Source organism: Streptomyces sp. NPDC111520 (genome assembly GCF_055635295.1).
In genome coordinates, this window is sequence record NZ_JBVKBW010000005.1 from 522,008 (window position 1) to 547,342 (window position 25,335).

At 73.8% G+C, this 25,335-nt stretch carries 21 protein-coding genes; 5 read left to right on the top strand and 16 right to left on the bottom strand.

What is annotated here, in order from left to right; translation table 11 throughout:
* Positions 1 to 66 precede the first annotated feature (66 nt).
* On the bottom strand, positions 67 to 579 hold the full coding sequence (gene nrdR / locus ACZ7MY_RS14610) for a transcriptional regulator NrdR (RefSeq protein ID WP_499601899.1): 513 nt from the start codon (positions 577 to 579) through the stop codon (positions 67 to 69).
* 536 nt (positions 580 to 1,115) lie between these two features.
* Here nrdR and lexA point away from each other — a divergent pair.
* The gene (lexA, locus tag ACZ7MY_RS14615) at positions 1,116 to 1,886 is read left to right on the top strand and encodes a transcriptional repressor LexA (RefSeq protein ID WP_499601900.1); all 771 of its coding nucleotides are present in this window, start codon (positions 1,116 to 1,118) and stop codon (positions 1,884 to 1,886) included.
* Between the two features lie 124 nt (positions 1,887 to 2,010).
* Here lexA and ACZ7MY_RS14620 read toward each other — a convergent pair whose 3' ends face one another.
* The 4 genes from ACZ7MY_RS14620 to ACZ7MY_RS14635 form a co-directional block, all read right to left on the bottom strand.
* Complete coding sequence (locus tag ACZ7MY_RS14620; protein WP_499601901.1) at positions 2,011 to 3,999, bottom strand: ATP-dependent DNA helicase; 1,989 nt, start codon at positions 3,997 to 3,999, stop codon at positions 2,011 to 2,013.
* Positions 4,000 to 4,078: 79 nt separating this feature from the next.
* Positions 4,079 to 4,798 carry a GNAT family N-acetyltransferase gene (locus ACZ7MY_RS14625; RefSeq protein WP_499601903.1) on the bottom strand — a complete coding sequence of 240 codons (720 nt, stop codon included), beginning with the start codon at positions 4,796 to 4,798 and terminating at the stop codon, positions 4,079 to 4,081.
* Positions 4,799 to 4,819: 21 nt separating this feature from the next.
* Positions 4,820 to 6,685, bottom strand: a complete 1,866-nt coding sequence (locus tag ACZ7MY_RS14630; RefSeq protein ID WP_499601905.1) for an IucA/IucC family protein — start codon at positions 6,683 to 6,685, stop codon at positions 4,820 to 4,822.
* 67 nt (positions 6,686 to 6,752) lie between these two features.
* Positions 6,753 to 8,132: a diaminobutyrate--2-oxoglutarate transaminase family protein gene (locus ACZ7MY_RS14635; RefSeq protein ID WP_499602010.1), complete on the bottom strand. Its 1,380-nt coding sequence runs from the start codon at positions 8,130 to 8,132 to the stop codon at positions 6,753 to 6,755.
* Between the two features lie 213 nt (positions 8,133 to 8,345).
* Between ACZ7MY_RS14635 and ACZ7MY_RS14640 the strand changes: the two genes are divergently transcribed.
* The gene (locus ACZ7MY_RS14640; RefSeq protein ID WP_499601906.1) at positions 8,346 to 9,521 is read left to right on the top strand and encodes a trypsin-like serine peptidase; all 1,176 of its coding nucleotides are present in this window, start codon (positions 8,346 to 8,348) and stop codon (positions 9,519 to 9,521) included.
* A gap of 73 nt (positions 9,522 to 9,594) precedes the next feature.
* Here the strand turns inward: ACZ7MY_RS14640 and hflX are convergent, their stop codons facing one another.
* From hflX to miaA, 7 genes are all read right to left on the bottom strand, one after another.
* Complete coding sequence (gene hflX, locus ACZ7MY_RS14645) at positions 9,595 to 11,103, bottom strand: GTPase HflX (RefSeq protein WP_499601907.1); 1,509 nt, start codon at positions 11,101 to 11,103, stop codon at positions 9,595 to 9,597.
* A 142-nt stretch (positions 11,104 to 11,245) separates the two neighbouring features.
* Positions 11,246 to 12,730, bottom strand: a complete 1,485-nt coding sequence (locus tag ACZ7MY_RS14650) for a M1 family metallopeptidase (protein ID WP_499601908.1) — start codon at positions 12,728 to 12,730, stop codon at positions 11,246 to 11,248.
* A 72-nt stretch (positions 12,731 to 12,802) separates the two neighbouring features.
* Complete coding sequence (locus tag ACZ7MY_RS14655) at positions 12,803 to 14,947, bottom strand: RelA/SpoT family protein (protein ID WP_499601909.1); 2,145 nt, start codon at positions 14,945 to 14,947, stop codon at positions 12,803 to 12,805.
* Between the two features lie 152 nt (positions 14,948 to 15,099).
* Positions 15,100 to 15,978: a diaminopimelate epimerase gene (dapF, locus tag ACZ7MY_RS14660; RefSeq protein WP_499601910.1), complete on the bottom strand. Its 879-nt coding sequence runs from the start codon at positions 15,976 to 15,978 to the stop codon at positions 15,100 to 15,102.
* A 16-nt stretch (positions 15,979 to 15,994) separates the two neighbouring features.
* The gene (locus ACZ7MY_RS14665; RefSeq protein WP_499601911.1) at positions 15,995 to 16,471 is read right to left on the bottom strand and encodes a hypothetical protein; all 477 of its coding nucleotides are present in this window, start codon (positions 16,469 to 16,471) and stop codon (positions 15,995 to 15,997) included.
* Between the two features lie 311 nt (positions 16,472 to 16,782).
* Entirely contained in the window at positions 16,783 to 17,139 is a 357-nt protein-coding gene (locus tag ACZ7MY_RS14670; protein ID WP_499601912.1) for a hypothetical protein, read from the bottom strand.
* Between the two features lie 150 nt (positions 17,140 to 17,289).
* On the bottom strand, positions 17,290 to 18,231 hold the full coding sequence (gene miaA / locus ACZ7MY_RS14675; protein ID WP_499601914.1) for a tRNA (adenosine(37)-N6)-dimethylallyltransferase MiaA: 942 nt from the start codon (positions 18,229 to 18,231) through the stop codon (positions 17,290 to 17,292).
* Positions 18,232 to 18,339: 108 nt separating this feature from the next.
* On the opposite strand from miaA, the gene ACZ7MY_RS14680 reads away from it, so the two are divergent.
* A complete protein-coding gene (locus ACZ7MY_RS14680; RefSeq protein WP_499601916.1) occupies positions 18,340 to 18,579 on the top strand; it encodes an antitoxin in 240 nt (79 codons plus the stop codon).
* Between the two features lie 31 nt (positions 18,580 to 18,610).
* Here ACZ7MY_RS14680 and ACZ7MY_RS14685 read toward each other — a convergent pair whose 3' ends face one another.
* The 4 genes from ACZ7MY_RS14685 to ACZ7MY_RS14700 form a co-directional block, all read right to left on the bottom strand.
* Positions 18,611 to 19,306: a class III extradiol dioxygenase subunit B-like domain-containing protein gene (locus tag ACZ7MY_RS14685; protein WP_499601917.1), complete on the bottom strand. Its 696-nt coding sequence runs from the start codon at positions 19,304 to 19,306 to the stop codon at positions 18,611 to 18,613.
* Between the two features lie 25 nt (positions 19,307 to 19,331).
* Positions 19,332 to 19,661, bottom strand: a complete 330-nt coding sequence (locus ACZ7MY_RS14690; protein ID WP_499601919.1) for a hypothetical protein — start codon at positions 19,659 to 19,661, stop codon at positions 19,332 to 19,334.
* A 55-nt stretch (positions 19,662 to 19,716) separates the two neighbouring features.
* Positions 19,717 to 21,207 carry a tRNA (N6-isopentenyl adenosine(37)-C2)-methylthiotransferase MiaB gene (miaB, locus tag ACZ7MY_RS14695; RefSeq protein WP_499602011.1) on the bottom strand — a complete coding sequence of 497 codons (1,491 nt, stop codon included), beginning with the start codon at positions 21,205 to 21,207 and terminating at the stop codon, positions 19,717 to 19,719.
* 121 nt (positions 21,208 to 21,328) lie between these two features.
* Positions 21,329 to 22,213: an MBL fold metallo-hydrolase gene (locus ACZ7MY_RS14700; RefSeq protein WP_499601920.1), complete on the bottom strand. Its 885-nt coding sequence runs from the start codon at positions 22,211 to 22,213 to the stop codon at positions 21,329 to 21,331.
* A gap of 145 nt (positions 22,214 to 22,358) precedes the next feature.
* On the opposite strand from ACZ7MY_RS14700, the gene ACZ7MY_RS14705 reads away from it, so the two are divergent.
* Positions 22,359 to 23,342 (top strand): TAXI family TRAP transporter solute-binding subunit, encoded by a 984-nt coding sequence (locus ACZ7MY_RS14705; protein ID WP_499601922.1) that lies wholly within the window; start codon positions 22,359 to 22,361, stop codon positions 23,340 to 23,342.
* 124 nt (positions 23,343 to 23,466) lie between these two features.
* The gene (locus ACZ7MY_RS14710; protein WP_499601924.1) at positions 23,467 to 25,305 is read left to right on the top strand and encodes a bifunctional serine/threonine-protein kinase/glutamate ABC transporter substrate-binding protein; all 1,839 of its coding nucleotides are present in this window, start codon (positions 23,467 to 23,469) and stop codon (positions 25,303 to 25,305) included.
* Positions 25,306 to 25,335 lie beyond the last annotated feature (30 nt).

Genomic DNA, 25,335 nt, shown 5'->3' on the forward strand with positions numbered 1-25,335 from the left:
CGTCGATGTGTCTCACGGCCGGTACACCCCCAGGTGCCCGGCAAGTCCGGTGCCGGTGCGCCGCCGCTATTCCGCGGCGAGGGCGGCGGTGGGGACGGCTCCGTCCCGGCCCCGCCCTCCGGTGTCGCCCGGCGGCCCCTGGTCGCGCAGCTCCGCGATCGCCGCCTCGAAGTCCTCGAGCGAGTCGAAGGCCCGGTAGACCGAGGCGAACCGCAGGTAGGCGACCAGGTCCAGGTCCTTCAGCGGGCCGAGTATGGCCAGTCCGACGTCGTGGGTCGACAGCTCGGCGCTGCCCGTGGCGCGGACCGCCTCCTCGACGCGCTGCCCGAGCTGGGCGAGGGCGTCCTCGGTGACGGGCCGACCCTGGCAGGCCTTGCGCACCCCGGCGATGACCTTGTTCCGGCTGAAGGGTTCGGTGACCCCGCTGCGCTTGATCACCATCAGCGAGGCCGTCTCCACGGTGGTGAACCGGCGGCCGCAGTCGGGGCACTGCCGGCGACGGCGGATAGAGGTGCCGTCGTCGGTGGTCCGGCTGTCGACGACGCGGCTGTCGGGGTGTCGGCAGAAGGGGCAGTGCATCGTTTCCCTCTCCCTCCCTCACCCACGGTGAGCGCACGACTTCTGAGCCCGAGGGGCCGGTGACGGCCCCGCGAAGCAGCCACAAGCATAGGCGATCCAGGAGGGCTTGATGACCCGGGGACCACTACTTGTGGGGGCTGCACTCCATCCAACCACTAGATCTGGTGCCGTGGTGGCCAAATGCGCCCATCGCACGGACCGCGTGTCGCGGCCCGCCGACGGGACGGGAGCCTACGCGACGCGGCGCCTCCCGGGGGAGCCGGGGCGCGAGTGACACACTGGGTGTACGGATCGTCACGGCTCGCGCATCATGGAGACGGGCGAGGGGAACGGGGGCGGCACCGCAATACCCGCCCGGGGAAACGGCGTTCGGATCCCGAATGCACGGTGAATTCGAATTCATATTCGATCAATACCATCTACACCTTGCTCGCGTCAGTAGATCTGTGCAAATTCACTCGAACGTGTGTTTGGCGCAACCTTTCGAAAGCAACTACCGTTGTCCTACTAGGGAGAACATCTCGAGAGGGGCCGCCGTGACCACCACCGCCGACAGCGCCGCATTGACCGCCCATGACCGCCCCCAGGACCGGGTACGCCCGATGGAAGCGATGAACGACGAGACGCCAAAGCCCGCGCGAGCGCTACCCGGACGACCTCCAGGAATCCGGGCGGACAGCTCCGGACTCACCGACCGCCAAAGGCGCGTCATCGAGGTGATCCGGGATTCCGTCCAGCGGCGCGGATACCCGCCGTCCATGCGTGAGATCGGTCAGGCCGTCGGGCTGTCGAGCACGTCGTCGGTCGCCCATCAGCTCATGGCCCTGGAGCGCAAGGGATTCCTCCGGCGCGACCCGCACCGGCCCCGCGCGTACGAGGTGCGCGCCTCGGACTCCGCGCAGGCACAGCCCACGGACACCGCGGGCAAGCCGTCCGCGTCGTACGTGCCCCTGGTGGGCCGGATCGCCGCCGGTGGCCCCATCCTCGCCGAGGAGTCCGTGGAGGACGTGTTCCCGCTCCCCCGCCAGCTGGTGGGTGACGGCGAGCTGTTCGTCCTCAAGGTCGTCGGCGACTCGATGATCGAGGCAGCCATCTGTGACGGCGACTGGGTGACCGTGCGCCGTCAGCCGGTCGCGGAGAACGGCGACATCGTCGCGGCGATGATCGAGGGAGAGGCCACGGTCAAGCGCTTCAAGCGCGAGGACGGGCACGTGTGGCTGATGCCGCACAACGCCGCGTACCAGCCCATCCCCGGTGACGAGGCGACCATCCTCGGCAAGGTCGTGGCGGTGCTGCGCCGGGTCTGAGCCAGGACCCGCCCGTGACCGGGCCCCGGGACCTCTGCGCCGGTTCCGGGGCCCTGTTGTGTTCCGGGAACGTCTGCCGGGGGTGTGTTCCGGGGGCCGGTCCTCGGGGACGGCCCCGGTGGTGTCACTCGGCCGCCGAGGCGGCCGCGTCGATGGCGGCCAGCGAGCGGCGGACCTGGTTGCGGTCGGTCGTCTGCCAGAAGTCCGGCATGGAGGCCTTGATGAAGCCGCCGTAGCGCGCCGTGACCAGCCGGGGGTCGAGGACCGCGACGACCCCGCGGTCACCGGAGGCGCGCACCAGCCGGCCGGCACCCTGCGCCATCAGCAGCGCCGCGTGCGTGGCCGCGACCGCCATGAAGCCGTTGCCGCCCTTCTCCTCCACCGCCTTCTGGCGTGCGCTCATCAGCGGGTCGTCGGGCCGGGGGAACGGGATCCGGTCCATGACCACCAACTGGCAGTTCGGCCCGGGCACGTCCACGCCCTGCCAGAGCGAGAGGGTGCCGAACAGGCAGGTCCGGGCGTCCGCGGCGAAGCGTCGGATCAGCTCGCCGAGGGTCTCCTCGCCCTGCAGCAGGATCGGGTGGTCGATCCGGCCGCGCAGCGTCTCGGCGGCGGACTGGGCCGCACGCATGGACGAGAACAGCCCGAGGGTGCGACCGCCGGCGGCCTCGATCAGCTCGGCGAGCTCGTCCAGCATGTCCTCCCGGCCGCTGTCCCGGCCGGGCTGCGACAGGTGGCGGGCGACGTAGAGGATGCCCTGCTTGGGGTAGTCGAACGGCGAGCCGACGTCGAGGCCCTTCCATTCGGGCGGCTCCTCCTCCCCCTCGGCGGCCACGGTGCCCTCCGGGGCCAGTCCGAGCGAGGCCGCGACCCCGTTGAAGTCGGCGCCGAGCCGGAGCGTGGCGGAGGTCAGGACGACGGAGCGCTCGGTGAACAGCTTCTCCCGCAGCAGCCCGGAGACGCTGAGCGGGGCGACCCGCAGCGAGGCGCCGAAGCGGTCGTGGCGCTCGTACCAGACGACGTCGTACTCGGAGCCCTCGACGATGCGCTCGGCGACCTCGTGGACGTTCTCGGTGGCGGCCAGCGCCATCTTCCGGACGGCGTCCTCGTCCTGCACCGAGCGGTCACGGGTCTCGCCGAGCGAGGTGATGACCTGGCGGCAGGCGTCGCGCAGTGCCATCAGGGCGTAGCGCAGATCCTCGGGCAGCTCTTCGAGGCGCCCGGGGAGGGCGAGTTCCATCAACCGTTCGAAGCCCTCCGACGCGCTCATCAGGGCGTCGGCGGCCTTCTCGTTGACCAGCTTGGACGCGAGCTTCACCGTGCGGTTGACCCGGCCGGGGGTGAGTTCGCCGGTGGCGACGCCGGTGACGCGCGAGACCAGTTCGTGGGCCTCGTCGACCACGAGCACCTCGTGGGAGGGCAGGACGGGCGCGCCCTCCAGTGCGTCGATGGCCAGCAGCGCGTGGTTGGTGACGACGACGTCGGCCAGCTTGGCGCGCTCGCGCGCCGCCTCCGCGAAGCACTCGGCGCCGTAGGCGCAGCGCGAGGCGCCCAGGCATTCCCGGGAGGTCACCGAGATCTGCTGCCAGGCGCGGTCGGAGACGCCGGGGGTCAGGTCGTCGCGGTCGCCGCTCTCCGTCTCGTCCGACCAGTCGCGCAGCCGCAACAGGTCCTGGCCGAGCTTGCTGGTGGGGGCGGCGGCCTCGAACTGGTCGAAGAGCCCGTCACCCTCGTCCTGCGGCACGCCCTCGTGGAGCCGGTGCAGGCACAGGTAGTTGGAGCGGCCCTTGAGCATCGCGAACTGCGGCTCGCGGCGCAGCAGGGGATGCAGCGCGGTGACGGTGCGCGGCAGGTCGCGTTCGACGAGCTGGCGCTGCAGGGCCAGGGTCGCCGTGGCGACCACCACGCGCTCGCCGTGGGCCAGTGCGGGCACCAGGTAGCCGAGCGACTTGCCGGTTCCGGTGCCGGCCTGGACGAGCAGGTGGGAGCCGTTGTCGACGGCTTCGGCGACGGCTTCGGCCATGGCGACCTGGCCGGGCCGCTCCACCCCGCCGACCGCGCTGACGGCGGCGTGGAGGAGGTCGGTGAGGGCGGGCTTCGCGGGCTGTGTCATAGGGGGTCCAGCCTACGGGGCGGGACCGACAGCGCGGTCGCCGCCGGACGTCCGCCGGTCCCCCCGCGGGACCGGCGGGTCACAGGAGGTGACGCAGCGCGCGGTCACGGACGAGCAGCGCGGCCCGTTTGCCGGGCAGCTCGACCTCCGCCGAGAAGCGGAAGCCCGCGGTGAGGAAGGCGGCGACGGACGGGGTGTTGCGCAGGTCCGGCTCGGCGACCACCCGGGTGCAGCGGGGGCGCCGGCGCAGGGCGTGGTCGGCGACCGCCCGCAGCAGGGTGCCGCCGAGTCCGCGGGCCCGGTCGGCGACGGGGCCGATGAGCAGGTGGAGGCCGGTGTCGTGGGGGCGGGCCGGGTAGTAGCGGGCCAGCGGGTCGAGGTCGGCGCGGTAGACCTCCCAGTAGCTCATGGGCACCCCGTCGAGGACCCCGACGCAGGGCATGCTGCGGCCGTCGCCGTCGAGCTGGGCGCGCAGGTGCCGCTCGGCGACCTCGGGCCGGCCCGCGAGTTCCCAGAACTCCGCCACGGCGGGGTCGTTCATCCAGTGGGCGATGACGGGGAGGTCGCGTTCGGGCCGTACGGGGACGAGCTGGAAGGTGCCCGCGGGGGTGCCGACCGGGCCCCAGTCGGCGACGCCGTCGAGGAGGTCGTCGAGGGGGGTCGGGCCGCCGGCGCGGTCGTCGGCGGTGACGTCCTCGTCGAAGAGGGCGCGGATCTCGGGGGGAAGTTCCAGGTCGAGGGTGTCGTCGGCGTTCCCGGGCGGGGCTGCGGGGGCGGGGGTGGGTTCGGCGGTCGCCACGGTGGTCGCGGCCTCCTCTCGTCAGGCGGTGAGGGGGTTGGGGACGGTGACGTAGACGGACTGGGTGTCGACCGGGCCCGCCAGCTCGTCCATGCCGTGCAGCCGGGTGAGGAGGTTGGCCTTGCAGCGCAGCAGGGGTTCCTCCAGCAGCCGCGCGGGCAGTCCCGAGCGGCCGGTGCGGGCGGCCCGCTCCAGGAAGCGGCGGAGGGCGGCGAGGAGCACGCGTTCGTCGGCGAGCCGCTGGGAGCCGAGGGCGCCGACCAGGCCGAGGACGTTGTTGACCCCGAGGTAGTAGGCGAAGCGCTCGTCGGCGACGGCATCCGCCACGAAGGTGTCGCTGTCCTCGCCGGCTCCGGGCAGCAGGGCCGTGAGGCCGGCGCGCGCGGACTCGCGGAAGTAGTAGCCCTGGTTGTCGCGGTACCGGCCGCCCGCCGGCCAGCCGCCGGCGTCGAGGACGACCAGGGTGTTCTGCTGGTGGGCCTCCAGGGCGATGCCCGCCTCGCCGTCGAGCCACAGGACGGGCCGGACCACGGCGTCGAGGTAGCGCAGGAACCACTCGGTGGCGACGGCGGCGACGGGTCGTCCGGTGCGGGACGCGAGCCGGCCCAGCAGTTCCGCGAGCCCTGAGCGCAGGGCGCCGCCGCCGTCCGGCGCGGGGCGGGGGGCCGTGATGCCGGCGAGGCAGCGCACCTCGTCGCGGGGGCCGAAGGGGTTGTGCCGCAGGACGACGTCGAGGCCGGGCACGGGGACGCCCTCGGGGGTGCCGACGGCCAGCCAGGCGGGGTCGCGGACGATGTCGAACCCGGGGTGGACGGCGTGCCAGCGCGCGGCGAGGCCGGCCCGGAGCAGCCGGTGCACCTCGACGCCCCGGTGCAGCTCCTTGCGGAGGTTCTCACGGCGGGAGTTGGTGATCCGCAGGGCCAGCGAGAGCTTGAGCATCGCGGGAGCACCGGGCCGGTAGACGGTGCGCAGTGAGGACGTGGGGTGCCAGGGCTCGCCGGCGGCACCGAGGTCGTGGAGGAGTCCGGCCTCCAGCAGGGCGCGCACCCCCGGGCGGTGGGCGACCTCGCGGGCCTGCCAGGGGTGCAGCGGCAGGGGCACGGTGCCCGCGGGGAGCCGCCGGGTGAGCTCCGGTCCGGCGAGGGCCGCCAGCAGGTGCCCGGCGGGGACGGGGCGGCCGCGTTCGGTCCAGGCGGAGTCGGCGGCCAGGAGCGAGGGGTGCACGGACAGCCAGTGCAGGGCGAAGGAACCGCGCAGCTCCGGGGCGTACACCGCGGCCTCGGCCTCGGTGAGTCCTTCCCGGCCCTTGGGCGCGGGGTGCAGCGGGTGGCCGAGGACGAGGGCCTGCTCGGCGTCGAGGAAGGGGTGGGTGCCGTGGGGGGCGGCGGGGCGGGCGCGGCGCCCGGTGAGGAACGCGGCGGTCTGGCGTACGGAGTCGGCGACGCGCGCGACGAGGCCGGGACCGTCCGGGCCGGTCGTGGCGGCCTCGCGGGCCAGCAGCGCGGCGAGGGTGACGGCGTCCAGCGGGGCGCCTGCGGAGGCGGGCCGCGGCACGCCGAAGCGGTGGTGGCCGACGGCCGACCAGTGGCGTACCGGGACCAGGAGTTCGGCACCGCTCGCCGGCAGCGGGACGCGCAGGGTGCGGCCGTCAGGCTCCGGCGGCAGCCCCTTCTCGCGGACCCAGCAGCGCAGCAGCGCCTCCGTGCCCGCGGCGTCGGCGGCGGCCCACGGGTCCGCCTGCTCCAGCGGGTCGGCGCCGGCCGGGGCGACGGGCGGCTCCGCGGGTTCCGCGGGGGCCGCCGGCTCGCTGCGGCCCGGCGGTTCGGCCACGGCGGCGCGCTGCTGGGGGACGGCCACGGTGGCCTCTTCGCCGGGACGTACGGTCATCGCTTCGCTCCGTGGGGGGTCGGCGCCCGGTGGCGTCCGCTCCGGGGCGGGGCCGGTGGGCACGAGGTCACGCCGGGACCGCGGTCGCCGCGACGAGGGCGTCGGCGAGACGGTCGAGGACGGCTTCTGACTGTTCTTCGGTGATCGTCAGCGGGGGAAGCAGCCGGATCACGCTGCCGTCGCGGCCGCCGAGTTCGACGATGAGCCCGCGGTCCAGGGCGGCCCGCCGGACGGCCGCGGCCAGGCGCGGTGCGGTCGGGGGGACGCCCCCGGGGCCGACGGCCGCGTCCGGGTCGACGAGTTCGACGCCGAGCATGAGTCCGCGGCCGCGGACGTCGCCCACGCACGGGTGCTCCGCCGCCAGCGCCCGCAGGCGCGAGAGCATGCGGGCCCCGAGCAGCGCGGCACGCTCGGCGAGGCCGTTGCGGCGCACGTAGGCGAGCGTGGCGGTGCCCGCGGCCATGGCGAGCTGGTTGCCGCGGAAGGTCCCGGCGTGGGCGCCGGGCCGCCAGACGTCGAGTTCCTCGCGGTAGACGATGACGGCGAGCGGGAGGCTGCCGCCGATCGCCTTGGACAGCACCATCACGTCGGGGACGACACCGCTGTGCTCGACGGCCCAGAAGGCGCCGGTGCGCCCCACGCCGGTCTGGACCTCGTCGGCGATGAGGGGGATGCCGCGCGCCGCGGTGAGTTCGCGCATGCGCCGCAGCCAGTCGTCGGGGGCGGGGATGACGCCGCCCTCGCCCTGGACGGGTTCGAGGAGCATCCCCGCCGGGGGCTGGACGCCGCCCTTGGGGTCGTCGAGCAGGTTCTCCGTCAGGCGGGCGGCGAGTTCGGCGCCGTGCTCCCCGCCGACGCCGAACGGGCAGCGGTAGTCGTACGGGTACGGGAGCCGGGTGATCCGCGCGTCGGCGGCGGCCGCGCCGCGGACGGCGGTGTCGCCCGTGGCGGCGAGGGCGCCGGCGGTCATGCCGTGGTAGCCGCCGGAGAAGGCGAGCAGTCCGTCGCGGCCGGTGGCGGCGCGGACGAGTTTGAGGGCGGCCTCGACGGCGTCGGTGCCGGCGGGGCCGCAGAACTGGACGCGTCCGCGGTAGGCGAGTTCGGGCGGCAGGGTCTCGAAGAGGGCCGTGGTGAAGGCGTCCTTGACGGGGGTGGCGAGGTCCAGCACGTGGAGCGGGGCGCCGGAGTCGAGGACGGCGCGGACGGCCTCGAGGACGACGGGGTGGTTGTGCCCGAGGGCCAGGGTGCCGGCGCCGGAGAGGCAGTCGAGGTAACGGCGGCCGTCGGCGCCCTCGATGGTCATGCCGCGGGCGCGCACGGGGACGACGGGCAGCCAGCGGGCGTACGTGCGGGCGGCGGACTCGCGTGACGACTGGCGGCGCAGGATGCCCTCGGTGTCCACGCGTCCGCCCTCGTGCACCGCCGGTCGGCTCCTCGCGCTCGGCATGGCGGTCACGTGCTCACTCCTCGGTGTCGGCGCTTGCGTCCCCGGAGCTACCAACGACGTACGCGCTGACCGGCAACTGCCTGGGGCGGAGATCGTGGCGAGGAACCGTCGGTGGGGCCGGCGCCGTCCTCCCCGTGAGGGCATGGTGCGGGGTCGCCCTCGAGCGGGCAGACGACTGTTGACGACGTGTTGACAACAGGGGGACCACAACCCATGGCACCGATAAGCCGGTTGGCCGCGGCCGCCGTCGCCGCGGCACTGCTCGCCGTGACCGCGACGGCCTGCGGCCCGTCCGACGACAACGCCGACGCCAAGCCGAGCCCCACGCCCACCGCTACGGCGGGCGACGGCGGCCTCCGACTGCCGACCGCCCTCCCCACCAGCCTCGACGACCTGGACAAGTGGGCCGACGCGCTGAAGAACGGCGGCTGGAAGGACTGGGACAAGGACAAGTGGCTGCGCGACGCGGCCGACTTCATCAACCCGATCATCAAGGACCTCTGGGACGCCGACCGGCTCCGCAACGCCGACGGGACCCCGGACGACGAGCAACGGCCCGACCTCGGACAGGCGGACGACGGCACCACCGACCCGGAGCCGGCCGCGATCCGGGCGCAGCAACTGCCGACCCCGTACCACGAGGCGTCCCCGGCCACGGGCAAGCTGCTCTTCGACATGCCCGACGGCCAGGCGGTCTGCTCGGCGACCGTGGTGAGCGACCCGGCGAACCCGGGCCGCAGCAACCTGGTCTGGACGGCCGGGCACTGCGTGCACGCGGGCGCCCGGGGCGGCTGGTACCGCAACATCGTCTTCGTGCCGTCCTTCAACGACGCGGGCCTGACCGGCGCCGCGCTGCGGAGCGCCGGCAAGGAGCAGCTCGCGCCCTACGGCACGTGGTGGGCGACGAAGGCGGGGACCTCCCAGCAGTGGATCGACGGGGGCGGGGAGTCCTCGGAGACCAGTTCCGCCTACCCCTACGACTTCGCGGTGCTGAAGGTGACCAACCCCGACTCCGGCACCTCGCTGGAGGAGACGGTCGGGGCCTCGGCGCCGGTCTGGTTCGACGCGCCCACCTCGGCCGCCATCGACTCCATGGACATCCGCGGCTACCCGGCCGCGGCCCCCTTCGACGGCTTCGGCTACCAGCAGTACCACTGCTCGGGCGATCCGGTCCGCCTCGCCCTGGACAGGGGGGCGCCGACGATGCACTGGCTCGGCTGCACCATGACGGCGGGCTCCTCCGGCGGCGGCTGGTTCGCCCGGGAGCCCGGCGGCGGGCTCGCGCTGGTCAGCAACACCTCCATCGGTCCGCAGGACAGCCCCCGCTGGCTGGCGGGTCCGCACCTGGGTTCCGAGGCCGAGGAGGTCTTCGACGCCGTCCGCGGCTGACCGGGCCGCCGGACGCCATGAGGGCCCGCCCCCGGCCGGGGGCGGGCCCTCATGGTGCGTACCGTGATCCGGCCTAGTGGCGCGCGGCCAGGGCGAACGGTTCGAGCTCCGCCGCGAGCTCGTCGTGCACCCGCGCCTTGAGCAGGGTGCCCTCGCCGGTGTGCTCCTCGGAGAGCACCTCGCCGTCCGCGTGGACGCGGGCGACGAGCGCGCCGCGCGTGTACGGCACCAGGGCCTCGATCTCGACGGCGGGCCTCGGCAGCTCGTCGTCGATCATGGCCAGCAGCTCCGCGATGCCCCGCCCGGTGCGGGCGGAGACGGCGATGGAGTGCTTCTCGCGGCGCAGCAGGGACTGCAGCAGCACCGGGTCGGCGGCGTCCGCCTTGTTGATCACCACGATCTCCGGCACGTCGAGCGCGCCGACGTCGCGGAAGACCTCGCGCACGGCGGCGAGCTGCTCGTCCGGGTTGGGGTGCGAGCCGTCCACCACGTGCAGGATGAGGTCGGCCTCGGCGACCTCCTCCATGGTGGAGCGGAACGCCTCGACCAGGTGGTGCGGCAGGTGCCGCACAAAGCCGACGGTGTCGGCCAGGGTGTAGAGCCGGCCGCCCGGGGTCTCCGCCCGGCGCACGGTCGGGTCCAGGGTGGCGAACAGCGCGTTCTCCACCAGGACGCCCGCTCCGGTGAGCCGGTTGAGGAGCGAGGACTTGCCGGCGTTGGTGTAGCCGGCGATCGCCACCGAGGGCACCTTGTGGCGCTTGCGCTCCTGGCGCTTGAGGTCGCGGCTGGTCTTCATCTCCGCGATCTCACGGCGCATCTTGGCCATCTTCTCGCGGATGCGCCGCCGGTCCGTCTCGATCTTGGTCTCACCGGGACCACGGGTGGCCATGCCGCCGCCCGAGGAGCCCGAGCCACCGCCACCCATCTGCCGGGAGAGCGACTGGCCCCAGCCCCGCAGCCGCGGCAGCATGTACTGCATCTGCGCGAGCGAGACCTGCGCCTTGCCCTCACGGCTCTTGGCGTGCTGGGCGAAGATGTCGAGGATCAGGGCGGTGCGGTCGACGACCTTGACCTTGACGACGTCCTCGAGGTGGATGAGCTGACCGGGGCTGAGCTCACCGTCGCAGACGACGGTGTCGGCACCGCTCTCCATGACGATGTCGCGCAGCTCCTGGGCCTTGCCGGAACCGATGTAGGTGGCCGGGTCCGGCTTGTCGCGGCGCTGGATGACACCGTCCAGGACGAGGGCGCCCGCGGTCTCGGCGAGGGCGGCGAGCTCCGCGAGGGAGTTCTCCGCGTCCTGCACCGTGCCGTCCGTCCAGACGCCGACGAGCACGACCCGCTCCAGGCGGAGCTGGCGGTACTCGACCTCGGTGATGTCCTCGAGCTCGGTGGAGAGGCCGACGACCCGTCGCAGCGACGCACGCTCGGAGCGGTCGAACTGGTCGCCGTCACGCTCTCCGTCGATCTCGTGACTCCAGGCGACGTCCTCTTCCATCAGGGCGTCGGCCCGAAGGCTCTCGGGGAGGCGCTGGCGGCTGCGGGCAGAAGAAGCAGAAGAAGAGGAGGAAGAGGAGGTCATTGGATCCTTTGCTCGGATGGTCGACGGGGACGGGGGGCACCGGGCCCCTCGTCAGGGAACAACGCCGCTCGGTGCCGGAGGATTCCCCGGCCCGGGCGTGTCGTCGCCGTAGGTAGATGGTCGCACGCCCTTCACCGCCGGGTCACGCGACTTTCCCCGCCTCGCGCCGGTGTGCGTCACCGTGCACCGGTTTGGCGGGCACGGAGCGCTTCCAGTCGGGGTGGCCGGGCATCGGGGGCGTGGTGGGCCCGTAGAGCCAGGCACTCAGGAAGCCGCCCAGGTCGCGGCCGGCGACCTCGGAGGCGAGGGCGATGAAGTCCCGGGTGGAGGCGACGCCGTCACGGTGGCGGGCGACCCAGGCCCGTTCCAGGCGCTGGAAGGCGTCGGCGCCCATCTCCTGCCGCAGCGCGTACAGCACGAGCGCCCCACCGAAGTAGACGTTGCCGCGGAAGATGCCGAGCTTGCCGTCGGCGCCGGGCGGTTTGGGGGCGGCGGCCGGGCCGCCGTCGCGGCGCAGGCGCGCGTCGGCGCCGTAGGCGGCTTGGGCGAGCTGCTCCAGGGTGAGCTCGCGGTAGTGCTCGGCGGCGTAGCGCCACTGGTACCAGGTGGCATGCCCCTCGTTGAGCCACAGGTCGGACCAGGTGGCGGGCGAGACGCTGTCGCCGAACCATTGGTGGGCCAGTTCGTGCACCATCACCGGCGCCGCGTCGGCCTCCCGGCCCAGCAGCACCCGCCGCTCGAAGAGCGAGAGGGTCTGGGTCTCCAGCTCGAAGCCGGTGACGGTGTCGGCGCTGAGGATGCCGTACGTCTCGAAGGGGAACGGGCCGACCTGCCGCTCCATCCACGCGATCTGCCCGGCGGTCATCGCCAGGCGCTTCTCCAGGGCCGCCCGGTCGGGGTCGGCGTGGGGGAGGACGTCGCGCAGCGGGAGGCCGCCGGGGCCGGTGCGGCGCAGGACGGCGGAGCGGCCGACGGAGACCTGGGCGAGCTCGGTGGCCATCACGTGGACGGTGCGGTAGTTCCAGGTCGTCACCGGGCCCTTGCGGACCGCCGTCTCGGGCAGGCCGTTGGCGACGACGGTGAGGTCGTTCGGCGCGGTGACGTGGAAGGCGAAGCGGGCCTTGTCCGAGGGGTGGTCGTTGCAGGGGAAGACGGTGTGGGCGGCGGCGGCCTGGTTGGCCATGGCCAGGCCGTCCTTGGTGCGGATCCAGCCGGTGTCGCCCTTGGCGGCGGGGTCGCTGGTGTGGACGACGGTCACCCGCAAGCGGTCGCCGCGGGGGACGGGGACGGCGGGGGTGACGACCAGCTCCTCGCGCAGGGTGCGGAACGCCGCCCGGCGGCCGTTGACCTCGACGGAGCGGACGTCGCCGCGGAAGTCGAGGTGGAAGCGGTCGAGGGTGTCCGTGGCGAGGGCGTCGACCCGGGTCACGGCGTCCAGGGGCCGGTCGTTGCCGCGGTAGGTGAACGAGATGTCGTAGTCGTAGACGTCGTACCCGGGGTTTCCCAGTTCCGGGTAGAGCCGGTCACCGAGCCCCGCGGGCGTCGTGTCGCCGGGCAGTGCGGCCGCGGTGAGCGCCACCACGGCCGCCGCGGTGACGGTGGCACGGCGCGCAATGGATCCGATCATGGGATACCGCTATCAGCGCACCGTGCCCGCCCGGCGGCGGCGCGTCAGTACCCCACCCGATCGGGTACTCCTCTACGGCTGCGCGGCGGCCACGGTCTCCTGGGCGCGGTACACGTCGTACACCCCGGGTACGGCGCGCATGGCGCGCATGAGCGCGGGCAGCGCGCCCGGGTCGGGGAGTTCGACGGTGTAGGTGTGGCGTACGCGGTGCTCCTGCGGCGGCTCCACGGCGGCGTAGACGATGGCGACGCCCTCGGTGGCGATCACCTCGGTGAGGTCGGCGAGCAGCCGGGGCCGGCCCAGCGCCTCGGCGTAGAGGGTGGCCCGGTGGCCGGTGACGGGGGCGTCGGAGCGCCAGTGGACGGCGACCGTGGTACGGCCCGAGGCGGCCATGCGCGCGGCGACGGGGCACTCGCCGCGGTGCACGGCGACGGTGCCGCCGCGGATGGGGAAGCCCGTGATCCCGTCGGGCGGCACGGGGGTGCAGCAGCGGGCCATGCGCACGGCGGCGCCGGGCGGGTCGGTGTCCGCGAGCGGTTCCGCGGCCCTGCGGGCGGCCGTGGCGGCGGCACGGACCGCGGGGGCGGCCGGCTCCTCCTCGGCGGTGGCCCCCGGGTTGGCCTCCAGCCAGCGGGCGATGGCGATGCGGGCGGCCGGGGTGCGGGCGTGCTCCAGCCACTCGGGCGAGGGGCCGTAGCCGTTCCCGTCCCCTTCGCCCGTCCCGGCCCCGGCCCCGGCCATCAGGAGCTGGACGGTGTCGCCGTCCCGCAGGACGGTGCCGAGGGGCGCGAGCCGCCCGTTGACGCGTACCCCGACGCAGGAGTGGGCGCCCTCGCCGTGCAACGCGTACGCGGCGTCGGTACAGGTGGCGCCGTCGGGCAGACCCACGGTGCCGCCGTCGGCGGAGAAGACGGTGATCTCGCGGTCCTGGGCGAGCTCGTCGCGCAGGGTGCTCCAGAAGAAGTCCGGGTCAGGAGCCTCGCGCTGCCACTCCAGCAGCCGGGCGAGCCAGCCGGGGCGCGTGGGGTCGACGCGCTCGCCCTCGTCGCAGTCCGCGGTCTCGGCGGTGACGTACGGGTTGCCGAGCGCGATGACGCCGGCCTCGGCGACGTGGTGCATCTGCCGGGTGCGGATGAGGACTTCGGCGACGCGTCCCTCGCCGTCGCGGATGGCGGTGTGCAGCGACTGGTAGAGGTTGAACTTGGGTGCCGCGATGAAGTCCTTGAACTCCGCGATGACCGGGGTGAAGCAGGTGTGCAGTTCGCCGAGGACGGCGTAGCAGTCGGCGTCCTCGGCGACCTGGATCAGCACCCGCCCGAAGTCGCTGCCCCCGGGCAGCGCGCCGCCGCGCTTGAGCCTGACCCGGTGCACGGAGACCACGTGCCGGGGCCGCACCTCGACCTCGGAGCCGATGCCGGCCTCGCGGAGCACCTTGCGGACGTCGTCCGCGACGGCGCCCAGCGGATCGGGCAGGGCGGCGTGCTCCAGGATCAGTTCGGTGGTGCGGAGGTAGTCCTCGGGGTGGAGGATGGCGAAGACCAGGTCCTCCAGCTCGGTCTTCAGCGCCTGGACGCCGAGGCGTTCGGCGAGCGGGATCAGCACGTCCCGGGTGACCTTGGCGATGCGGGCCTGCTTCTCGGGGCGCATGACGCCGAGGGTGCGCATGTTGTGCAGCCGGTCGGCGAGCTTGATGGACATCACGCGGACGTCGTTGCCGGTGGCGACGAGCATCTTGCGGAAGGTCTCCGGCTCGGCGGCGGCGCCGTAGTCCACCTTCTCCAGCTTGGTGACGCCGTCGACGAGGAAGCGCACCTCCTCGCCGAACTCCTCCCGGACCTGATCGAGCGTCACCTCGGTGTCCTCGACGGTGTCGTGGAGCAGCGAGGCGGTCAACGTCGTGGTCTCCGCGCCGAGTTCGGCGAGGATCAGGGTCACCGCGAGCGGGTGCGTGATGTACGGCTCGCCGCTCTTGCGCATCTGCCCGCGGTGCGAGGACTCGGCGAGCACGTATGCCTGGCGCAGGATGGCGAGGTCCGCGCCGGGGTGCCGGGTGCGGTGCACCTTGGCGATGTGCTCGATGGACTCCGGCATGCGGCCGGCGCGGCCGCCCGCGCCCAGCAGGGCCGCACGTCCCATCCGGCGCAGATCCGCGGCCCGGGGGATGCGCCTGCGTCCTGCGGCGCCCGGGGCGGTCTCCACTGCGTTGTCCGGTCTCATGCGGCACCTCCGGCAGCGTCACCCACCGGCGGGATGGCTTCCGTGCCGGTGCTTGATGCTACCGAGCCCATCACGTGCCGCTGCCACGCTCTCGCCCAGCGTGATCGGCATCACCCGTTCGAGCGAATACCAGGTCCTCGGAGCGGGTATCCTCAGCCGCGGTCGCCGAGCCAGGCGGGATCGATGACGCCTTCGGCGACGATCACCGCCGGCCCGGTCATCTCGACGGTGCCGTCGGGACGTTCGGTGATCACCAGGGTCCCGCCCGGCAGGTCGACCCGGTACGTCTCGGGGCGCCCGGTGACGGCCGGGTCGCGGCCGTCGCGCCGGGCCGCGGCGACCATGACGGCGCAGGCACCGGTGCCGCAGGAGCGGGTCTCGCCGGAGCCGCGCTCGTGCACCCGCATGGCGACGTGCCGGTCACCGCGGTCGACGACGAACTCCACGTTCACACCGTGCGGGTAGGCCGCCGCGGGTGCCCACCGCGGGGCGTCCAGCAGCTTGCCGGCGTCGGCGAGGTCGTCGACGAAGGCGACGGCGTGCGGGTTGCCCATGTTCACGTTGCGGGCGGGCCAGCTGCGCTCGCCGGCCGCCACCTCGACCTCGCCGGCGGGGAGGGCGGCACGGCCCATGTCGACCGTGATGTCGCCGTCCTTGTCGATGTGCACCCGGCGTACGCCGGCGCGGGTCGCCACGGCGACGTCGCCGGCGTCGGTGAGCCCGGCGCGCAGGAGGTAGTGCGCGAAGACTCGTACGCCGTTGCCGCACATCTCCGCGACGCTGCCGTCACCGTTGCGGTAGTCCATGAACCACTCGGCCTCCGCGGCCATGGTGGCGGCCTCCGGGTGCTTCGCCGAGCGCACGACGCGCAGCACCCCGTCGCCGCCGATCCCGGCGCGGCGGTCGCACATGCGCGCGACAGCCACCGGGGTCAGGTCGAGCACCCCGTCGGGGTCGGGGATGATCACGAAGTCGTTCTCCGTGCCGTGCCCCTTGAGGAAGGGCAGGCCCTGCGGTGCTGCGCTGGTCATGCGCCGAGTCTACGGGTCAGCGCAGACGGGCGACCCGCCAGAAGGCGAGCAGCGCCAGCACCACGGTGATCGCCGCGTACAGCGCCACGAAACGCCAGTCCGGACGGCGGCCGGAACCGCGGGCCGGCAGACCCGGCCAGGTGTAGCCGACCCGGCGGGCGGCCATGATCCCCCAGCCCGCGGAGCAGCAGCCGAGCAGGAGGCCGAGCATCGCGACGACGGCACCGCCGTCACCGGTCTCGAAGGCCAGCGGGAAGGCGAACATCAGCGAGCCCAGCACACCGAGGGCGACGATGGGGGCGATCTGCCAGGCGCGCAGGCGCCGCTCGGGACGCAGCTCGCGGAAGGACTGCTCCTCCTCGGCGAGGGCCTGCTCGTCCAGCGGGTCATCGAGGGGGCCGTCGACCACGAGCCGGTCACGGGACTCGAGCTCCTCGCCGGAGGCGCGCTCGCCGCGGTCCGGCTGCGGTCCGTTGCGAGGGCCGGCTTCCATCGCCACGCGCCCTCCCAAGAAGTCCGACACCGTAGCTCCGATGCTCGATGATGGCACGCTCGAAGAGGCGTCAAGTGCCGCTGGGGCGTCCCGATGCCATCACGTGATCAGGCTGTGACCGCCCCGCCCGGCCGATCCGACGGGGCTCGGCACCGGCCTGCGCTTGTTGATCTACGCGGCCGTCTCCGTCCTGCGTCGCGGGTCCCCGGCGACCGGGACATCCGGGGAGCGGCCGCTCGTCGTCGCGGCCGGTCGCCCGCGTGCCGCAGCGGACCGGCAGGCGCGGACAGGGCCCCGGCGGGAGGGATCGGTCAGGCGCGGCCGGGTCCGCCCGCCGTCACGGCCTCCGCCACCACCCGCCGCAGTGCAGCGGTGCACCAGCTCTGCTTCCCGCCGGCCAGGCCCGCCACGGCACGGCCCACCCATTCCGGATCGCCGAGGAGCGGCAGCCTCCCGACGTCGACGAGGTGCCGCAGCATCCGGTCCAGCCGTACGGCGTCCACGGACCGGTACCGGCGCGCGTGCCGGTCGAAGCGCAGTGCGTGGTCCTGGTGGAGGCCGTCCGGGCGGAACTCCACCCAATGGGTGCCCGGGCGTGTGGCGTCCCCGACGCCCCAGATGCCGCCGGTCAGTTCCAACGGGCCCAAGAACGTGACTTCCTCCGCCATGCGTCCATGGGATCACATGTTCTGCGGCCCTCGGGGCCGTCCCCGCCGCCCCCTCCCGTCAACTCCGGGCCCGTGCTTCCCCCTTGGGCCGGGGGCGGCCGTACCGCCGAGGAGCGCACGCCCGCCCGGCCCCGCCGACCGCGCGGCGCCTCAGGTGATCAGGCTGTGACCGCCCGACCGGGCGGGCCCGAGGAGGGCGAGTGCCTGGCCGGTGAGTTCCTGGCCGCGGCCCGCGAGCCAGTGCACCCGGCCGTCCCGGCGGAACCACGAGTCCTGGCGGCGCGCGAAGCGCTTGGTGGCCCGGACGGTCTCCGCGCGCGCCTCGGCGTCGGTGCACTCCCCGGCCAGCGCGGCCAGCACCTGCTGGTAGCCGAGGGCCCGGGAGGCCGTACGCCCCTCGCGCAGGCCGGCCGTCTCGAGGGCGGCCACCTCGCCGACCAGCCCGGCCTCCCACATGCGGTCGACCCGCAGCGTGATCCGCTCGTCGAGTTCCGGGCGCGGGACGTCGACGCCGATCTGGACGGTGTCGTACACGGAGTCGTGACCGGGCAGGTTCGCCGTGAAGGGGCGGCCGGTGATCTCCACGACCTCCAGGGCGCGGACGATCCGCCGGCCGTTGCTGGGCAGGATCGCGCGGGCCGCCTCCGGGTCCACGGCGGCCAGGCGGGCGTGCAGCGGGCCGGAACCGAGCGAGTCGAGCTCCGCCTCCAGCCGGGCGCGCACCTGCGGGTCGGTGCCGGGGAACTCCAGGGCGTCGATGGCGGCGCGCACGTAGAGCCCCGAGCCGCCGACGAGCACGGGGGTGCGCCCGGCAGCCAGCAGCCGGTCGATCTCGGCGCGGGCGAGGCGCTGGTACTCGGCGACGCTGGCGGCCTGGGTGACGTCCCACATGTCGAGCAGGTGGTGCGGCACGCCCTGCCGCTCGTCCTCGGTGAGCTTGGCGGTGCCGATGTCCATGCCGCGGTAGAGCTGCATGGAATCCGCGTTGATCACCTCGCCGCCGAGGGCCTGGGCGAGGGCGACTCCGAGGTCGGACTTGCCGGCCGCGGTGGGGCCGACCACCGCGATCACATGGGGGACGTCAATTCTCACGTGCACAGTTTCGCAAATTCCGGCGGGGCGGTTTTACCTGTGGACGAGTAAGATCTTTACGGGAAAAGGGTCATTTCCGGCAAAGGCATCCACGGGAGACGGTGACGCATGAGCCTCAAGGACACGCTGAAGGCCAAGGCCGAGCACGCCAGGGCCAGGGCCGGCGCCAAGGCCGGCGACTTCATGGAGCAGCACGGCGAGGCGATCGGCTCCCGGCTGGACAAGGTCGCGCGCACGGTCGACGAGAAGACCAAGCACAAGTACAGCGGAAAGATCCACAAGGGTGTGGACAAGACCAAGGACGCCATGGAGCACCTGAAGGAGAGCGGCCCCAAGGACACGCCCTGAGGCCGGCCCCGGGCCCCGGGGCCCGCCGCGGCTACGACCAGGCCGCCACGAAGTAACCGACGCCGTACGGCGCCTCGTCGTACAGCAGCGCGCCGCCGAGCCCGGCGCCCTCGGCGGCGCCGGCGAGCACCTGCCAGGGGGCGCGACCCGCCGCCCCCAGTTCGGCCGCCAGCGGCACGTCCAGGGCCGCCAGCGCCTCGGTGTCGGCGGCGCCCAGGGCGCGGGCGACGGAGGCGTCGAAGGGCTCTGCGCGCTCGTCGAGGTATCCGGGCGCCTTGAGCGTCCGGCAGGTGCTGCCGTCGCCCATGACCAGCAGCGCCACCCGGTCGGCCAGCTCCGCCAAGCCCCGCCCCAGCTCCAGCATCCGGGCCGCCGGCGCCTGCACGGGCACGCCGCAGGCGTGCAGCGGCGCGGTGGAGCCCGAGCGTTCCAGGAGCCAGGCCGCGAGCGTGAGCGAGGGGGCGAGGGGCTCGGGGTCGCCGCCGTCGCCGAGCCGCACCGCCAGGTTCACGCCGTAGGGGCGCAGCGAGCCCGTGCCGCCGCCCTCCCAGACGTGGGCGGATTCGGCGGCGCCCACCACGACCAGCAGATCGGGGCGCGCGGCGGCCGGCACGGCCAGCGCGTCCGCGCAGGCGGCGCGCAGCGGGTCCAGTTCTGGCGCCGCACCCGACGCGACGTCGGGCACGAGCAGCGGCGGACAGGGGCATACGGCGGCGGCGACCAGCATGATCGGAACCCTACCGTCCGCCGTCTCAGAAGCCCTCGGGCACGCGGTCCCAGGGCTCGGCCGTGGCGGCGACCTTCGGGTCCTTGCTGTCGTGGACCAGCTCGGCCACCGTGAAGCGGCAGATGTACGTCGTGGTCACACCCTCGTTGACCTGGACGTAGCCCTCCCCCGAGCGGTACAGCCAGCTGCGGCGCACGCTGAAGGGCTTGCTGGGACGGTAGGCGAGCGCCGCCTCCTCCAGCTTGCGCAACGCGTCCTCACGTGTGCCGTCGGCGTGGCCGAGGAGCTCGAACTCCCAGCGCCTGGCGTCGCCGCTGCCCACGGTCTCCTCGGCGAAGAGCCCCCAACGAGCCATTGCGTGTCCCCCCTCGTCCCACGGTCCCCGCGTCCCCCGCGGTGTCCCCGTCCCGTCAGTCGCAGCCGCATCCCGGGGCGACCGCCACCGGTGCCGGCGCGGGCGCGCCGATCGTCGGCAGGCCCAGCATGACACCTGCGGGCTTGGCCGCGGCGGCAGAGGTGCGCCGCTCCCAGGCGTCGCCCGCCGCGGTGCGGCGGACGCCGAACGCCGGGCTCTCCGCCAGCAGGTGGTGCGGGGCGGCGTAGCTGATCTGCGCCGTCACGACGTCACCGGGGCGGACCGGCTCGGCGGGCGGCGCGAAGTGCACCAGGCGGTTGTCGGGGGCGCGGCCGGACAGGCGCCGCGTGGCGTCGTCCTTGCGGCCCTCGCCCTCGGCGACCAGCACCTCCAGGGTGCGGCCGACCTGCTTCTTGTTCTCCTCCCAGGAGATCTCCTCCTGCAGCGCGACCAGCCGCTCGTAGCGCTCCTGGACGACGGCCTTCGGCACCTGCCCGTCCATCTCGGCGGCGGGCGTGCCCGGGCGCTTGGAGTACTGGAATGTGTAGGCCTGCGCGAAGCGGGCCTCGCGCACCACGTGCAGCGTCTGCTCGAAGTCCTCCTCGGTCTCGCCGGGGAAGCCCACGATGATGTCGGTGGAGATGGCGGCGTCCGGCATGGCGGCGCGCACCTTCTCGATGATGCCGAGGTAGCGGTCCTGCCGGTACGAGCGGCGCATCGCGCGCAGCACGGTGTCGGAGCCGGACTGCAGCGGCATGTGCAGCTGGTGCATCACGTTCGGGGTCTCGGCCATGGCCGCGATCACGTCGTCGGTGAAGTCGCGCGGGTGGGGCGAGGTGAAGCGGACGCGCTCCAGGCCGTCGATCCTCCCGCAGGCGCGCAGCAGCTTGCTGAAGGCCTCGCGGTCGCCGATGTCCGAGCCGTAGGCGTTGACGTTCTGGCCGAGCAGGGTGACCTCGACGACGCCCTCGGCGACCAGCGCCTCGACCTCGGCGAGGATGTCGCCGGGGCGGCGGTCCTTCTCCTTGCCGCGCAGCGCGGGGACGATGCAGAAGGTGCAGGTGTTGTTGCAGCCGACCGAGATCGACACCCACGCCGCGTACGCCGACTCGCGCCGGGTCGGCAGCGTGGACGGGAAGGTCTCCAGTGACTCCGCGATCTCGACCTGCGCCTCTTCGGCGATCCGGGCGCGCTCCAGCAGCGCCGGCAGGCTGCCGATGTTGTGGGTGCCGAAGACGACGTCGACCCAGGGGGCCTTCTTGACGATCGTGTCCCGGTCCTTCTGCGCGAGGCAGCCGCCCACGGCGATCTGCATGCCGGGCCGGGCGGCCTTCTGCGGCGCCAGGCGGCCGAGGTTGCCGTACAGGCGGTTGTCGGCGTTCTCCCGGACCGCGCAGGTGTTGAAGACGACAACATCGGCTGCCACCGTGCCGTCCTCGCCCTTGGGCGCACGAACGTAGCCGGCCGCCTCCAGGAGGCCTGCCAGCCGCTCGGAGTCGTGGACGTTCATCTGGCACCCGTAGGTGCGGATCTCGTAGCTCTTCACACCCTGCTCTTCACGCTGCACCCATCCAGGGTAAGGGCGCCCCACGCGCGCCCGTGCCCCCGCCCGCCCCCGCGCGGAGGCCCCCGGCGGGTCCGGACGGCACCAGGCGGCGTACGCCGCGTCAGGTGTCCGGCGGCTCGGGCAGGAGGCGGTGGCCGTCCTCCCACGTCACGACGGTGCCGGCGGTGGGCGGCGGGAAGTGGGTGCCCAGCAGCAGCGTGTCCGTACCCGCGAGGGCGCCGAGCAGCGCGCGGCGGGTCCGTACGGCCAGAGCCGGGTCGGTGTCGGCGGTGCTGGTGATCCCGGGGTGGGCGATCTGCACGGGGTGGTGGAAGCTGTCGCCGGTGACCAGTGCCGCCCGGCCGCCGCCGCGCAGTTCGACCGCGACCTGCCCCGGGGTGTGCCCGGGCACCGGCAGCAGGCGGATCCCGGGAGCCGCCTCCACGGGACCCGCGGTGACGTCGGCCAGGTCGAGCAGTCCCGCGTCGCGGACCGGCAGCACCGAGTCGCGGAACACCTGCCGGTGGTCCTCGTCCAGGTCCGCGCCGGACCAGTGCTCCCATTCGGCGCGGGAGACCAGGTGGCGGGCGTGGGGGAAGGCCGGTACCCAGGTGCCCTCGTCGTCACGCGTGTTCCAGCCGACGTGGTCGGTGTGCAGGTGGGTGAGGATCACCAGGTCCACCGAGTGCGGCGGGAAACCGGCCTCCGCCAGGCGCCGCGGGTAGTCGGTGGCGAGGCGGTCCCACGCGGGGTCGGCGCGGGTCTTGCCGTTGCCGATCCCGGTGTCCACCAGGACGCGCAGGCCGCCGGCCACCACGGCGAAGGTGTGGGTCGCCAGGCGGAGCGTGCCGTCGGCGGCGGCGAAGCCCCGCAGCCACGGCGTGCCCGCCACGACCTGCGGCGTGGCGGCGGGCAGCAGCCGCCGTCCGGTCCCCGGGGGCAGCGTGGTCTCGTCGACGCGGTGGACGACCAGGTCGCCCGCCGTCCAGGTCACCGGGCCTGCCATGCGGGCCTCCCTCCGGAGGGTGCGCCCCAGCAGGAGTCTTCCCCGTGGGGCGGGAGAGGCACCTGCGGGAGCCGGGGCGCGGTGGAGCCGGGGCCCGGGGCCGGGTGCTGGCCACGGCGGCGGCGGGCCTGGCACCATCACGGGGATGGAGCTCCCCCGAATCGGCAGACGCCGGGCCGTGCAGGCCGTGCTGGCGGTGGCGGCGGCGGTCGCGCTGCTGCTGTGGTGGGTGCTGCCCTCCGACGGGCCCTCGTACCCCAAGGACAGGGTCGACTTCGCCACCGGCGTGCGCAACGGGGTATACGACACGTACGGGAAGCGGCTCCAGCCCTACCTGCACACGGACCTGCCCGGGGTGCCGGTGCGCCTGGTGCGGTCCGAGGGGTCGGTGGACAACGTCCGGAGGGTGGCGACCGGCAAGGCCGACTTCGCCATCGCTGCGGCCGACGCCGTCGCCGACTACGACGGCCCGGGGGCGGGGCGGCTGCGTGCCTGCGCCCGGCTGTACGACGACTACATGCAGCTCGTGGTGCCCGCCGACTCCCCCGTGCGGTCGGCGAAGGACCTGCGCGGGCTGCGGGTGGGGATCGGCCAGCCCAGCTCCGGGGTGAACCTGATAGCGCAGCGGCTGCTGGCGGCCGCGGACCTCGGGGAGCCCGGTGACGTGCGGCGCAGGACGGTGGGCATCGACCGGGCGCCGGAGATGCTGCGCCGGGGGGAGCTGGACGCGTTCTTCTGGTCGGGCGGACTGCCGACCAGGACCATCGCGAACCTGGCGGAGACCACCGACGTCAGACTGGTCCAGCTCGGCGACCTGGTGGCCCGGCTGCACTCCGGGAGCGAGGAGTCGGCGTACTACCGGCAGGCGGTCATGCCCGCGGACGCCTACCCGATGGTCCAGGGCGGGCGCGCGGTGCAGACGATCGCCGTGGCCAACCTGCTGATCACCACCGACCGGACGGACACCGGGCTGGTGGACCGGCTCACCCGCACCGTGATCGACAGCCGCGACCGGATCGGGCAGGAGGTGCACGCCGCCCAGTTGATGGACCTGCGGACGGCGGTCTTCACCGACCCGCTGCGGCTGCACGCGGGCGCCGAGCGCTACTACCGTTCGGTGAAGCCCTAGGCTCCGCCGGGCCGGTACGGACCATTCCGCCCGACATGTGATCGTCCCGCGCCCCGAGGACGATGTTCATCCCCGTCAGAGCCCCCTAACCTGTAGCGGACCACGTACCGATGGGGGCACACGCATGAGTTCTGGGGGGATGCCGCACACCCTCGTCGACGGCCGCTACGAGCTGCGCCGGCAACTGGGGCGCGGCGGCATGGGCGTGGTGTGGGAGGCGTACGACAACCGGCTGAGCCGTCAGGTCGCCGTCAAGGAACTGCTGTTCCGAGGCGCGCTGGACCCGGAGACGCAGGCCCAGTGGGTGGAGCGGGCGCGCCGCGAGGCGCAGGCCATCGCCCGGATCGGGCACGAGCACGTGGTCGCCGTGCACGACGTGATCGAGGCCGACGGCCAGGTCTGGATCGTCATGGAGCAGGTCAACCCGCACTCCCTGGCGGACCAGTTGCGCGAGCGGGGCCGGATCCCGGCGCTGCAGGCGGCGCAGATCGGCCTGGAGGTGCTGCGCGGGCTGCGCGCGGTGCACGCGGCCGGGGTGCTGCACCGCGACGTGAAGCCGCACAACATCCTGTTCCGCCGGGACGGGCGGGCGGTGCTCATGGACTTCGGGATCGCGACCTTCGAGGGCGCCGCCCAGGTGACGCGGCTGCACGAGACGGTCGGCACCCCGCAGTACCTGGCGCCCGAGCTCGCCAACCGGCTGACGCCGACGCCCGCCGCCGACCTGTGGTCGCTGGGCGTCACTCTGTACGAGATGGTCGAGGGCCGGGCCCCCTTCCGCGGCCCGACGCCGTACGAGGTGCTGGAGGCCGTCCGCACGGCCGAGCCGCCGCCGACGGCGCACGCGGGGCCGCTGCGCCCGCTGATCGACGGGCTGCTGGTCAAGGAGCCGGGGGCGCGGCTGTCGGCGGAGCGCGCCGAGCAGTTGCTGCAGCACGTGGCGCAGGAGACCCCGCAGTTCCCGGTGGCCGTCCACCCGGACTACGACCCGGACGCCACGCGGACGGACGCGGGCGCCGTACCGGAGCCGCGCACGACCGAGCCGGGCGTCGACCCGCCCCCGGTGCAGGAGCCCGCGCGGCGGACGCCGCGTCGCCGCTGGCGGGCGCTCCTGGCGGGCGGGGTGGGCCTGGCCGTCCTCGCCGCCGGCGGGTGGTTCGCCGTGGACCGGATGCGGGACGACGGGCCGGACCTGTCCGGCTCGCCGACCATCAGGACGGCGCGTGAGCGCGGCTACCTCGTCGTGGGCGTCAAGAAGGACCAGCCGGGCCTCAGCGAGGCCTCCAGCGGCGCGGAGGACGGCTACACGGGCTTCGACATCGACCTGGCACGGGCCATCGCCAGGCATCTGGGCTTCAAGAAGGTGCAGTTCACGGTCGTGGACACCCAGTCCCGCGAGTACTTCCTGCGAGCCGGGTACGTCGACTACATAGTGGCCAGCTATTCGATAACGGAGGCGCGCAAGAAGGACGTCGACTTCGCGGGCCCCTACTACCAGGCCGGCCAGGACTTCCTCGTGCGCACGGACGCCCCCGTCCACAGCGTGCAGGACCTGTTCGGCCGCGAGGTCTGCACCGTCACGGACTCGACGCCCGCGGAACGGCTCCGCAGGGAGTACCCGCAGATAAAGACCGAGCAGCAGGCCTCGTACGGGCTCTGCGTCAAGGAACTGCTCGCGGGCAAGGTCGACGCCGTGTCGACCGACGACATCATCCTGGCCGGCTACCGCGCCCAGCACACCCAGCAACTGCGGCTGCTGGGTGTGCCGTTCGGCACGGAGGAGTACGGCGTGGGGCTGCAGAAGAACGAGCCCGAGCTGAAGCACGCCATATGCGACGCCATCAAGGAGGAGATCTCCTCCGGGGCCTGGCGCACCTCCTACGTCAAGCACCTCAAGCCGCTGGCCTCCCAGGACGTGGCCGACCAGCGCCCGAGACCGGACGAGATGAGCGAGTGCGAATAGGCCCGCGCGACCGATGAGGTCGCGCGGGCC

Excerpts from the sequence above, each read along its gene's own strand:
- nrdR (WP_499601899.1), bottom strand. The coding sequence starts at position 579 with ATGCACTGCCCCTTCTGCCGACACCCCGACAGCCGCGTCGTCGACAGC.
- ACZ7MY_RS14620 (WP_499601901.1), bottom strand. The coding sequence starts at position 3,999 with ATGACACAGCCCGCGAAGCCCGCCCTCACCGACCTCCTCCACGCCGCC.
- ACZ7MY_RS14630 (WP_499601905.1), bottom strand. The coding sequence starts at position 6,685 with ATGACCGTACGTCCCGGCGAAGAGGCCACCGTGGCCGTCCCCCAGCAG.
- ACZ7MY_RS14635 (WP_499602010.1), bottom strand. The coding sequence starts at position 8,132 with ATGCCGAGCGCGAGGAGCCGACCGGCGGTGCACGAGGGCGGACGCGTG.
- ACZ7MY_RS14640 (WP_499601906.1), top strand. The coding sequence starts at position 8,346 with ATGGCACCGATAAGCCGGTTGGCCGCGGCCGCCGTCGCCGCGGCACTG.
- hflX (WP_499601907.1), bottom strand. The coding sequence starts at position 11,103 with ATGACCTCCTCTTCCTCCTCTTCTTCTGCTTCTTCTGCCCGCAGCCGC.
- ACZ7MY_RS14650 (WP_499601908.1), bottom strand. The coding sequence starts at position 12,730 with ATGATCGGATCCATTGCGCGCCGTGCCACCGTCACCGCGGCGGCCGTG.
- ACZ7MY_RS14655 (WP_499601909.1), bottom strand. The coding sequence starts at position 14,947 with ATGAGACCGGACAACGCAGTGGAGACCGCCCCGGGCGCCGCAGGACGC.
- dapF (WP_499601910.1), bottom strand. The coding sequence starts at position 15,978 with ATGACCAGCGCAGCACCGCAGGGCCTGCCCTTCCTCAAGGGGCACGGC.
- ACZ7MY_RS14665 (WP_499601911.1), bottom strand. The coding sequence starts at position 16,471 with ATGGAAGCCGGCCCTCGCAACGGACCGCAGCCGGACCGCGGCGAGCGC.
- ACZ7MY_RS14670 (WP_499601912.1), bottom strand. The coding sequence starts at position 17,139 with ATGGCGGAGGAAGTCACGTTCTTGGGCCCGTTGGAACTGACCGGCGGC.
- ACZ7MY_RS14680 (WP_499601916.1), top strand. The coding sequence starts at position 18,340 with ATGAGCCTCAAGGACACGCTGAAGGCCAAGGCCGAGCACGCCAGGGCC.
- ACZ7MY_RS14685 (WP_499601917.1), bottom strand. The coding sequence starts at position 19,306 with ATGCTGGTCGCCGCCGCCGTATGCCCCTGTCCGCCGCTGCTCGTGCCC.
- ACZ7MY_RS14690 (WP_499601919.1), bottom strand. The coding sequence starts at position 19,661 with ATGGCTCGTTGGGGGCTCTTCGCCGAGGAGACCGTGGGCAGCGGCGAC.
- ACZ7MY_RS14700 (WP_499601920.1), bottom strand. The coding sequence starts at position 22,213 with ATGGCAGGCCCGGTGACCTGGACGGCGGGCGACCTGGTCGTCCACCGC.
- ACZ7MY_RS14705 (WP_499601922.1), top strand. The coding sequence starts at position 22,359 with ATGGAGCTCCCCCGAATCGGCAGACGCCGGGCCGTGCAGGCCGTGCTG.
- ACZ7MY_RS14710 (WP_499601924.1), top strand. The coding sequence starts at position 23,467 with ATGAGTTCTGGGGGGATGCCGCACACCCTCGTCGACGGCCGCTACGAG.